Annotated in this window: 8 protein-coding genes; 5 read left to right on the top strand and 3 right to left on the bottom strand. The window is 61.1% G+C overall.

What is annotated here, in order from left to right; translation table 11 throughout:
• Positions 1-103: 103 nt before the first annotated feature.
• Positions 104-799: a hypothetical protein gene (locus tag R6U20_RS06285; protein ID WP_410337013.1), complete on the bottom strand. Its 696-nt coding sequence runs from the start codon at positions 797-799 to the stop codon at positions 104-106.
• A 734-nt stretch (positions 800-1,533) separates the two neighbouring features.
• Positions 1,534-2,976, bottom strand: coding sequence for a glycine--tRNA ligase (locus R6U20_RS06280; protein ID WP_410337012.1), 1,443 nt, complete (start codon positions 2,974-2,976; stop codon positions 1,534-1,536).
• Positions 2,977-3,327: 351 nt separating this feature from the next.
• Between R6U20_RS06280 and R6U20_RS06275 the strand changes: the two genes are divergently transcribed.
• The 5 genes from R6U20_RS06275 (at position 3,328) to R6U20_RS06255 (ending at position 8,971) form a co-directional block, all read left to right on the top strand.
• The gene (locus tag R6U20_RS06275) at positions 3,328-4,113 is read left to right on the top strand and encodes a DUF481 domain-containing protein (protein WP_410337011.1); all 786 of its coding nucleotides are present in this window, start codon (positions 3,328-3,330) and stop codon (positions 4,111-4,113) included.
• A 46-nt stretch (positions 4,114-4,159) separates the two neighbouring features.
• Complete coding sequence (locus tag R6U20_RS06270) at positions 4,160-5,404, top strand: exonuclease SbcCD subunit D (protein WP_410337010.1); 1,245 nt, start codon at positions 4,160-4,162, stop codon at positions 5,402-5,404.
• Between the two features lie 191 nt (positions 5,405-5,595).
• On the top strand, positions 5,596-5,814 hold the full coding sequence (locus R6U20_RS06265) for a hypothetical protein (RefSeq protein WP_410337009.1): 219 nt from the start codon (positions 5,596-5,598) through the stop codon (positions 5,812-5,814).
• 3 nt (positions 5,815-5,817) lie between these two features.
• Positions 5,818-6,237 carry a PIN domain-containing protein gene (locus tag R6U20_RS06260; protein ID WP_410337008.1) on the top strand — a complete coding sequence of 140 codons (420 nt, stop codon included), beginning with the start codon at positions 5,818-5,820 and terminating at the stop codon, positions 6,235-6,237.
• Positions 6,238-6,280: 43 nt separating this feature from the next.
• On the top strand, positions 6,281-8,971 hold the full coding sequence (locus R6U20_RS06255; RefSeq protein WP_410337007.1) for an AAA family ATPase: 2,691 nt from the start codon (positions 6,281-6,283) through the stop codon (positions 8,969-8,971).
• Positions 8,972-9,816: 845 nt separating this feature from the next.
• Here R6U20_RS06255 and glmM read toward each other — a convergent pair.
• Positions 9,817-11,220, bottom strand: coding sequence for a phosphoglucosamine mutase (glmM, locus tag R6U20_RS06250; RefSeq protein ID WP_410337006.1), 1,404 nt, complete (start codon positions 11,218-11,220; stop codon positions 9,817-9,819).
• Positions 11,221-11,312: the final 92 nt, after the last annotated feature.

Here is an 11,312-nt window from a genome sequence, read left to right as displayed (position 1 = left end):
CATGGGCGTCTGACCGTAATCAGCTAGTGTCTCGACTTGCATGGACTATTGTTGTCAGAATGTCAAGATATTAGTGAGTAGATTGCTCTTCGAACCTTTTCCCTTACTGGCGCCAAGTGATACCAATTAAAGGAACGAGCATGTTAGTAGCAGACTGTTGTACTTCTGGGTTTTCGGGATCGAAGACATCGCTTGTTTCGAGATATTCGGCCTTGCCGCCCAATAAATACTGGATACCCAGATTTAAAAAAGTGGTCCCAAAGTCGTTCTCATTTTCTATCATCTGGATTTCAAAACCCGCCGTACTTCCTCCGCTCAAGGCAAAATTACCAAAATCCATCGAAGTGCCGAACGGTTCAGAATAGGCACGAGGATCTCGAAATTCCGTTACTGTGTGCATGTATTTTAAACCAAAAAGCCCCCCCAGATAGGGACGAATGGTTGTTGTAAATAGATAAAAACGAAACTCAAGGTGCGATTGCACAATTCTCTGGGATGTAGTAGCAACCACTGGTCTATTGGCAGATGGTATGTTGCGATCGCTCCCTCTGAAAGTAAAATACGATACATCAAGACCAACGCCTATCGGGGCTTCTGGAGATTCTACCCTAACGAATACAGTGGGGCCAAATCCCAACTGATCAAAACTCTGCTTAAGGTCACCTGTGGGTATACTTAAACCAAAGTTGGCACCACCAGTAATTTGTGCTTGGGAAGGGAATGCGCATAAAATATTTAACAATAAAAATGTTGTAAGGTAATATAAAAAATTGAATATATAAACGTGTATATTGTGCATTTTTTAACCTCAATCGACTATTTATATTTGTGTGATAGCTGCCGGAGCTTGCTACACAAAAGATTTGGCTACTTGCTCTACTGAACTGTACATCAACCTCTATTCCACTTCATCATACCTAAATAAAAAAGCTCCATCGGGCGCGTGGTGCCTGCGCCGATGGAGCTGGTCGGGCTCATCCCTCTTTTCTGTTGCGTATCTGCAACGCGTTTTGAGGCCCGTGTTGCGTTTTGGCAACGTTGTTTGAAACGGGTTTTGTCATTCTGAGGAGCGCAGCGAGGGCCGGAGGTCATGCCTGTTGTACGAAGGGGCCGACAGGTCATCCGTTGCGGGAATCTCTTTGAGCCGAGCGGAAATAAGGGCGGATCGCTGTCTCTCTGCGGTCTGATTCCGCCGATTCCGGGGAGATCCCTCGACTGCGCTCGGGATGACGTGCCGGGGGAGTGGGAATGCCGGTTCTGTGAAGGCTCGCTCAGGTTTTGTCGTGTACTGTGGAGATCGCTAAAGAAAAAGCGCGTTGTGGGCGTTAGGCACATACAACACAGAGGATGACCCGGCATCCCAGGAATGAAGATGGGCGGTGCAGACAGGCGGCGCTCCCATGCACGTGCCGCTCCGGTGGTCGCTATGGAGAGCGACACAGCACCAGAGCGGCTATGCGTTGTGTGGCGTGCATCAGTGGGTACGGGCAGAGGCCCACGCCTCCCCCCGTACGCTAAAACCTACACGAACGGCTACACGTCCTCGCGGCTCCAGCCGGTGGAGTGGTCGTTGATGTAGGCGGTGAGCTGGTCGATGGCGACGCGGTCTTGCTCCATCGAGTCGCGGTCGCGCACGGTGACCTGCTGGTCGTCGAGCGTGTCGAAGTCCACCGTAATGCAGAACGGCGTACCGGCTTCGTCCATGCGGCGGTAGCGCTTGCCCATGGAGCCGCGCTCGTCGTACATCACGTTGAAGTGCGGACGCAGGTCGTCCTCGATCTCGTGGGCGATGTCGGGCAGGCCCTTCTTCTTGGAGAGCGGGAAGATCGCGGCGCGAATGGGCGCCACCTCGGGGTGAAAGCGCAGCACCGTGCGCTCGTTGCCGTTGGCCTCGTCCTCGTCGTACGCGTCGCAGAGCAGCATCAGCACCGTGCGGTCGAGCCCGACCGAGGTTTCGATGACGTACGGGATGTACTTCTCCTGCTCGAACGGATCGTAGTAGGTCATATTCTTGCCCGAGTACTCCTGATGCCGCTTCAGGTCGTAGTCGGTGCGCGAGTGGATGCCTTCTACCTCTTTCCAGCCAATCGGGTACTCGTACTGGATATCTTCGGCGGCGTCGGCGTAGTGCGAGAGCTGCTCGTGCTCGTGGAAGCGCAGCTTCGAGGGACGCACGCCCAGGCGCTTGTGCCACGCCATGCGCTTCTCGCGCCACTCCGCAAAGAAATCGAGCTGCTCGCCCGGCTTCACGAAGTACTGCATCTCCATCTGTTCGAACTCGCGCATCCGAAAGACAAACTGCCGCGCCACAATCTCATTGCGGAACGCCTTGCCAATCTGCGCGATGCCAAACGGTACATGTTGCCGTGCGGGCTCACGCACGTTGTGGAAGTTCACGAAGATGCCCTGAGCAGTCTCTGGACGCAAGAAAATGCGGTCGCCGGTTTCAGCAACAGGCCCCACGTGCGTTTCGAACATCAAGTTGAACTGCCGCACGGGCGTCCAGTCGAAGGCGCCGGAGCGGGGGGCGCGAATCTCTTCGTCCTGAATGATGTCGTACAGGTCGCCCGCCATGTCGTCGCTGTTGAGCGCGGCCACAAGGCGCTCGTACACCGCCTCGGCCTGCTCCATGTCGCCATCCTGGCGGAGGTCGCGGATGTGGTCTTCGATCAGTTCATCAGCGCGGTAGCGGTGGTTCGACGCCTTGTCGTCAATCAGCGGATCGTTGAAGGCTTCGGTGTGGCCCGACGCCTCCCACGTTTTCGGATGCATCATGATCGCGGCATCCAGCCCCACCACATCGCCATGGCCATACACCATCTCCTGCCACCACAGGTCTTGCACGTTGCGCTTCAGCTCCACACCCAGCGGACCGTAGTCGTACGTGGCGGCTTGCCCGCCGTAGATCTCAGACGATTGGAAGATGAAGCCGCGCTGCTTAGACAGGGACACGATGGTGTCGAAAAGGTCGCTCATATCGGTATCAAGAGGGATTCGAGAGGGCCAAACACAACAAAGCAATGCGCACGTACGAGCCGTGCAGCCTATAACGTAGGCGTTTGGGGGAGGGGATGCAACGCATCGCGTTGAAAAGCCGGTGCAGCAGCAGCCTACAAGCCAGGCTTTCACTTGCAAAACGTGCGGCTACGCCCGATCTTGTATTTCCGGATCGCGTATTGCACGCGGCCCCCAGCCTCCGATTCCGTTGTGCTTTCTACGAACCGCTCTCTTTGCCATGAACCGACGCATCAAACGACAGATCATCATCGCTACGCTTGTGCTCGCGGCGATCATTGGCGGACTCGCCCTCATTGCCCAGTTTGCCTGATGCCTGATCCTACGTGGTACCCATGGGGCTTTGTCGCCTCTATACTGCTTGCAGGCATTCTTCTGGCGCATCCCGCCGACGCCCAAGTCAACACCGAGCGGATGCGCAAGCTGGAGGTGGACGGCATCGGCGGGGCCGTGGGCGGATCGCTGGCTATACAGAGCGGCAACACCGAACTGATCGAGGTCGGGGGCGATGCGCGCCTTGATGTGCTGCATGCGCCGCATTACGCCTTCATTGTGAGCGAGGTGCGCTACGGCGAGAGCGATGGAAGCCGCTTCCGTGACGCAGCCTTTGCGCATCTGCGCTATAACTACCGGTTTGGGGGTCCGCTCGTGGCCGAGGCGTTTACCCAGCTCGAACGCGATAGCTTTGCGCTTTTGAACCTGCGCACGCTGGTGGGGGGCGGACTGCGCCTCCGCGTGCTGGATACGGAACCGGCTCGCCTCTTTCTGGGCACCACGCCCATGTTCGAGCGCGAGCGCCTGGATACGGAGCGCGTCGGAGCCCACCCCGATCGCACGACGGCTCTGCGCATCAGCCAATACCTGAACGTCCGCCTGCGTCTTAGCGACCGCACCTTTCTGGTAAGCACCACGTACGTGCAACCCTGGGTGGCTGTACCTGCTGATGTGCGGCTGCTCAACGAAACGCGCCTGGGCGTTGGCATCACCGAGGCGCTGACCCTGCGCATCACGCTCAAAACGCGCTACGATAGCCGCCCACCCGGCGAAGTGTCGGACTGGACGCTGTCGTGGACGAACGGTATTACCTTTACATGGTAAGGCGCCGCCCTTCGTCTCTCTTCTCTGCTGCCAACCGCTTTCGTTCATGCTTACGCTGCTGCATCTGGCCGACGTTCACTTCGACACGATCTACGCCGGGCGCACGCTCGACCTGCGCCGCCGCCTGCGTGAGGCGCAGCAGACCGCCTTCAAGCGCGCGGTAGACCGCGCCATCGAGGAGCCGGTCGACGCTGTGCTCATTGCGGGCGACCTGTTCGATGCCGAGCGGCTCAGTATCACAACCGAAATCGCTCTTCTCGACCAACTGCGCCGGCTGGAGGCCGCGTCGATCCCCGTCGTCTATGCCACTGGCGACCACGACCCCGGCCCGGCGCGCGGACGTGCTGCCTCGATCGACTGGCCTGCGAATGTACATCTGGTACGAAGCGCCGAACCCCGCACCATCCCCCTGACGAACAATGATGGCGCGCGCATCGGGCAGGTGGTGGCGGTAGGGCATCCGCGGGCGCAGGTGTCTGAGAACCTCGCCATCCGCTTTCCGGATACAGAGGCCGATGTACCGACCGTAGGGTTGCTCCATGCGCACGTGGAGGACGCCGACGGGGCGGAGGCCCACGACCGCTACGCGCCGTGCACGGTGGCCGATCTACAGCGAGCCGGGTACGACTACTGGGCGCTGGGACACGTCCACCGGGGGCAGCAGATCGACTCGGAGCTGTCCGCTTACTACGCGGGCAATCTGCAAGGCCGGAATCCAGGCGAAACCGGCGTCAAGGGCGGCTTGCTGGTACGCATCTCCCCGAACGGCCTGCCGGATGTGACCGTGCAACCGTTTGCGCCCATCCGCTGGCACACGCTGGTGCTCGACGACCTGGCGCACGTGGCGTCGGTCGATGCCCTGGGGACGGCCATCGAAGACGCGTTTCAGGCGGTGTACAAGCAGGCACTGACGACCGAGTGGATGGTGCGCGCTCGGCTGCGCGGGGCGTGCCCCATGGCCGAGACGTTGCACGACGAGCGGGAGCGCCGCGCTCTTGCCAAGCAGCTTACCGCCCGCCTGAATGTGCTCGATGTAGAACTCGTGCCCGACATGCTTACGCCGCCGGTAGCGGTGGCGCCGCACGAAGAGGAGCCGCACCTGGCGGGCGAGGTGCTTGCGCTTATTGAGGAGGCCCGCACCGACGACGACCGCCTGAATGACCTGGCCGAGCGCGTAACGTGGGCGCATCCGGGCCACGCCACGCCCGCTGCGCGCCGTGCCTACCTGCGTACTCTGCTCACCGGACTCGATCGCGAGGCCCTGGCGCGGCTGCTCGTGGATGCGGGGTAGCCTTCCATCTAACGTTATGCTCCTGTGGCGCACCGGTCCACAAGCATTCGGAACGTGTTTCACCACACGCCACTGTGCCGGGTAGTGGGGCGCCGAGCGCTACCCAAATCCCGAAAAACTGAACTCGCACATGAGCAACGGGTCCAATACATCACGATGTGCTCCCCTATCTGCCAGAACCCTTGGATGCTATGTCGAAGCCGTTCCGCATTGAGCATGACAAAGAAGAAATTGTCGTCCGATTCGATCGTAAGTTAGTCGACCCGTCGGTATTGTCGCGTCTTCTGGATTATGTAGAACTCAACGCGCTCCAAACGAAGAGCGAGATCACCCCAGAAGAAATACGCGTGCTCGCTGATGACGTCGATGCAGCGGTCTGGAATCAGGTTAAGGAAAAATATATTGATTGAATCGTGCCCATCGTTGTCGTTGATACCAATATACTCTTCTCGGCGCTCCTGAGGGCAGATACGCTCTTTGCAGATACAATTTTGCAGGGAGAGCACCGGTTTGTCGTCAACGAACTTGTGTTAACTGAGCTATTCCATCATAGAGAGAAAATCGCCCAGGTGAGCCGACTGAGTGATGAGTTGATAACCCAACTCTATTATAAACTAATTCGAAGGGTAGAGTTGTACAGGGAAAACTTGATCGCGCCAGAAGTCCGAAGGCAAGCGTACAGGCTCTGCCGAGACATCGACGAAACGGACGCCCCGCACGTCGCCATTACAATTGAGGTGAACGGGCTTCTGTGGACGGGAGATAAGCGTTTGAAATCGGGACTCCAGTCGCAAGGATTCGATCGTTTTTTCGATCCACGTTCCAGTCAGTAACCCTCCCCACCCAACTGCATTCCCCAATCGTCACGTCGTTCGTATGCACCTAACCCACTGCACCATCGACGCCTATGGACCGCTGCGCGACTGCACATTCGAGGCATTGGATGCCCCGGTCGTTATCGTCTACGGGCCCAACGAAGCCGGAAAAACCGCGCTCTTCTCGTTCGTGCAGTCCATGCTGTACGGACTGTACCCGCCCGCGCCCGATCGCCATCCGTATGCGCCGCACAGTGGCGCCGTCATCAGCGGCGAAGCTGGGCTGCATCTGCAAAACGGCGACCGCCTCACGGTGCAACGCCGCCTACAGAGCAGTCCGCAGGGCCAACTTACCGACGGCGAGGGCCACACGCGCATCCTGAATAACGAAACATTGCCGCCCGTTACGCACGTCTCGCGCTCGGTCTACGAGACGGTGTATGCCCTCACACTCGGCGATCTGGTGACGCTGCACGAGCAGAACGCCTGGGCCGAAATCCAGGACCGGCTGCTCGGCGCTGTCAGCGTCGACACGGTGCGCCCGGCGCGGGCCGTCATTGGCGAACTCGACGAGGAAGCCAACGCACTGTGGCGGCCTGACCGGCGCGGCACCCCCGAGGCGCAGGCGCTGCATGCCGACCGCGAGCGTCTCTATCGCGACCTGCAGAAAGCGCGTGCCCGCGACGAGGAGATGCGCACCGTGCACCATACGCGTGCCGAATGCGCTGAGCAGATGGCTACCCTGGAGGCCGAGCAGACCCAGCTTCGCATCGCCCAGCACCGCGATGAGCGCCTGCGTCCGGTCTACACGTTTCTGAAGCAGATCGAGGCGAACGAAGCCCAGGCGGGCGACCTCTCGGCGTACGACCACATCGGCGATCCTGAGCAGGAGCGCGCCGCGTTAGAGGACGATTTGGACGCCCGTGCCGAAGAACTGGAGCAACTCCGCGAGCAGCGCCGTACCCACCAGGCCGCGCTCGATGCTCACACCGAGTCCGACGACGCCCTCGTTCGCCATGCCGCCGACATTGCCGCGTGGCCGCAGCGCATGGAGCGCATCGAAACCGAACGCGCTACGCTGGCCGACGACCGCGAAGCCGTGCGCCGCGCCCGCGCCGAGCGTGAGCAGGCCGCCGAGTGCCTCAGCGAGCCGTGGCAGAATGACTTCGCCGAGCCCGTCAAAACGCTTCGCCTGTCCGAACTGCGCACCCGCATCCAGGCCTACACCGAGGCCGCCGCCACCTTGCGCGAAGCCCGGGCCGAAGCCGAAACGCTGCAGCCCGATCGCACGGCCTCCATGCGCCCCGTATGGGCGTTAGGGGGAAGCGGAGGGCTGCTGCTGCTCACGTACATCCTTACCGGATCTACGCTGGCCCTGTCTGTAACCGGAGCGCTCCTTGTTGCGGCAGGGGTTTGGGGCTGGCATGCCAAAGAGCGTGCCACCGCACACGCCGAGCGCCTCGACGCCCTCAACCTGCAAGGCAAGCAGTCTGAAGCCGCCGCCCGTGCCCGCGACGTCCGCACGCTGCTCGACGCGCTTCCGCTTCCCGACGAACGCCTCGATGCGCCGACTCCGGCACTGGCGCATGACCTACAACACCTACAACAGACCGTGCGCGATGTGGAGCAGGCGCAGGCCCGCGTAGAGCAACGTCGCACCCGCCTGGCCGACGAGCGCAGCGCCTGGACCGATCTGCTAAGCACGACCCACAGCACCGATATCACCGACACGCAAGACGACTGGCGCGCGCAGGTGCATGCCCTGCAAGCCCGGCTCGACGATGCCAAAGCGCGCATCCAGGCGGCCCAAGATGCCGAGCCCGTGCTGCCTATGGTCGAAGCGCGCATTGAACGCTTCCAGTCGATGCAAGACACGCAGCAGGCCGAACGCGATGCGCTGTGTGCGCTCATCGAAGACCTGGGCGGGGGCGATTGGGACGACGGCGTGGCCGAGCTGGCTGCCCGCCGCGCCGCTGCCGAGCGCGCCCGCGAGGCCCACGAACGCATGCGCCGCCATCACCCCAACTGGCAAGAACTCCGCGACGAAATCCGCGCGCTCGATGACCCCGAGTCCGTGCTGGCCACCACCGATGAAGAGCACGTGGCCCGCAGCGAGCGTCTCGACGCAGTGGCCGAGGCACTACAAACAGCCCGCGCCAAGAAAGCCGAGCACGACCGCACCCTGCGCGACCTGGCCGACCAGCCCACCATGGCCGTCATCGAAAGCGATATTGCGTCGATTGATGCCGAACTGGAGCGCGTGCGCACCGAGCGCGACCGCCTGACGCTCCTGGCCACGCTCCTCCGCGAAGCCGACCGCGCCGTTCGCACGCGGCATCAGCCCGATGTGATGCAGCGGGCCTCGGCCTACGTATCGACGCTGACCGAAGAGCGCTACACACGCATCGAGTGGCGCGAAGACGACGACCGCCTCGTCGTTTACGCGGCAGGCCGCACCGACCCACAACCGGTGAGCGCGCCCATCAGCCGGGGCACGCGCGACCAGATCTACCTGGCGCTGCGCATGGCGCTGGTCGACCACCTGGACGCGGGTCACGAGCCGCTGCCCATGTGCCTGGATGAGGTGCTCGTAAACTGGGACACGACGCGCCGCCAGGCGGGCTACCGCCTCTTGCGGGCGTGGGAGGACACGCGCCAGGTCTTTCTCTTCACGTGCCATCGTCCACTCGTGCAGGAAGCGCGCGAGGCGCTCAATGCCAACGTCATCACAATGCCGCCGCCTGATGCGTAACGCGCCCCCCAACGGCGTAACTTGATAGGGGGCACGCACTTGATCCGGTCCTTTGCTATTTCTTGCACGGAATCGGGGCAGAGCCCCTGAACAGTCTGCGTCACGAGGCAAAGGGGCCGTACGTCATGCTGGTTGTGCCTCGCGACGAGATGCCCTGTGAGCGCTGCAACTGCTTGTGCCGAACGTTATCGGTACCGTTGGGGGCAGGTTTGCTGAGAAACTACTTTTGGTAGCGGTTCAATGCTAAGTGATCTAAGTGATGGAGGAAATATGCCGTAGTCGGAGACTGGGAGCGCCGACTGACGCGGACGTCTCCGGCAGGGCTGACGGGGGCGAACGGAGGGTACGTGTTTAGCGCGATTCTATAACTGCCCGAGATCCAGCGCTCTTCACCGAAGGATCATGCCACACGTGCAGGGTTGGCGTCGAGATCCTTCCCCCCCGACGGTCGTCGTGGGTCAGGATGACGTTGAGGTGTGAGGTAAAGCAGCAGTCCCCCAATTGCTCCCCTAAAGAGGGAAGCCGCAAAGAGGGAAGCCGCAAAGAGGAAAGCCCCAAAGAGGAAAGCGGTTGCGCCAGCGACTGAGGGGGGATAGACTGGAGCCAACGGTCCCCCGTTGGCTCTGCAAATGAACGCTCCTGCGTTTCCCATGCGAGAGCAATACCGAAGGGGGGGCCGTGGTGTACGCCAGAAACGCAGACGGTACCGCTTGCGTCCCCGGCTATCTGGAACAAGTTGCTAAACACATACACGGAGGACCGTTTGCCTCAGTCAACGTTTTTATCAGAAGGCCATCACTTAAGGTCTAAGTACGCCCCCACTTTTTTTGTTGGAGCGCCTCGATTCACGCATTCAGCGCCTGCAGTTCCTCTTTGAAGCGATCGGCGAGGGATTGCGCATCGTCTTGGGTGGGCGCTTCAGTGTACACGCGCAGAATCGGCTCCGTATTCGAGGCCCGCAGGTGTACCCAGCCCTCGGGCAAGTCAATCTTCAAGCCGTCGGTCGTGTCAAGGGTCGCGCTGGAGACGTTTGCGTATTCAGATTTGAGCGTAGCAAGCAGAGCCTCCACGTCGAGTCCGTCAAGAGGCAGTTTATCTTTGGCCATGGCGTAGGTGGGCATGGCGTCGTGGAGTTCGGCGAGCGTGTTGCCGGTGGCAGCCAGGTGCTGCACAATGAGGGCCGTGCCCGCGAGCGCGTCGCGTCCGTAGTGCAGGTCGGGCAGGATAACGCCGCCGTTGCCCTCGCCACCCAGGATGGCATCGTGCGACTTCATCGCCTTCACTACGTTAATCTCGCCCACGGCTGAGCGATGCACCGGCTGGTTGTACTGCACAGCCACATCGTCGATCGCGCGCGAGGAGGAGAGGTTCGTGGCGAATGCGCCCTCGCGCCGCCGCCACAGGAAATCGGCCGCCAGCACCTGCGTGAGTTCTTCCAGGATGATGCAGCCTTTGTTGTCCACCAGGGCCAGGCGGTCGGCATCGGGATCGACGGCGAGGCCGAGGTCGGCATTGTGCTTCTGTACGGCGTCGGCCAGTGCGGTAAGGTGCTCGGGACGCGGTTCGGGCGGGCGCTCGAACTGTCCGTTCGGCGTGCAGAAGAGCCGCACGATCTGTGCATCGCGGATGCCCAGCTCCTGCAGGAGCTGGGGAAGTGCCACTCCGCCTACGGAGTTGCAGCCGTCAACGACGATGGTGAGGTCGCGCGTTGCGATGGATGCCGGATCGATGTACGGCAAGGTGCAGATGGCGTCAATGTGGGCGGGCACGAGATCGGCCTGGGTGTATGCGCCCATTTTGTCGTGGGATACGACGGCCTCTGCATCCCCCTGAGATCGTTTTTTCATCGCTGCTCCGGCCTCGGCATCCAAAAACTCGCCGTTATGGTCGAGCAGCTTCAGGGCGTTCCAATCGAGCGGGTTGTGAGAGGCCGACAGGATGACGCCGCCCGCGGCCTTGTGCTGTAGCACGCCCATTTCAACGGTGGGCGTAGGGGCGAGGCCCGCGTCGAGCACATCGCAGCCCATGCTCTGGAGCGTGCCCATGAGGATACGCTGGAATGCTGCGCCACTCGGACGCGCATCGCGGCCCACCACAACGAGCGGCTCGCGGTCCAGGGCCTCGGCCTGTTCACGACACCACGCGCCAAACGCCATGCCGTACCGAACGATGACGACAGGGTCGAACCCGCGCGCGATGATACCCCGAATACCCGAAACGGACTCAATGAGAACGGAGGAGGAAGCCATGTGAGTGCGTGATTTTGTAGAACGGATCGGTTGGATGCGAAAAGGCGCTTCAACGTAGGCATGAGGTCCGTACTTGTTCGGTACCAGCGTGC

The organism is Longimonas sp. (assembly GCF_046498435.1).
Lineage (GTDB): Bacteria > Bacteroidota > Rhodothermia > Rhodothermales > Salinibacteraceae > Longimonas.
Note: the sequence above shows the minus strand (reverse complement) of the source record. Positions and strands in the feature narration are given on the sequence as shown.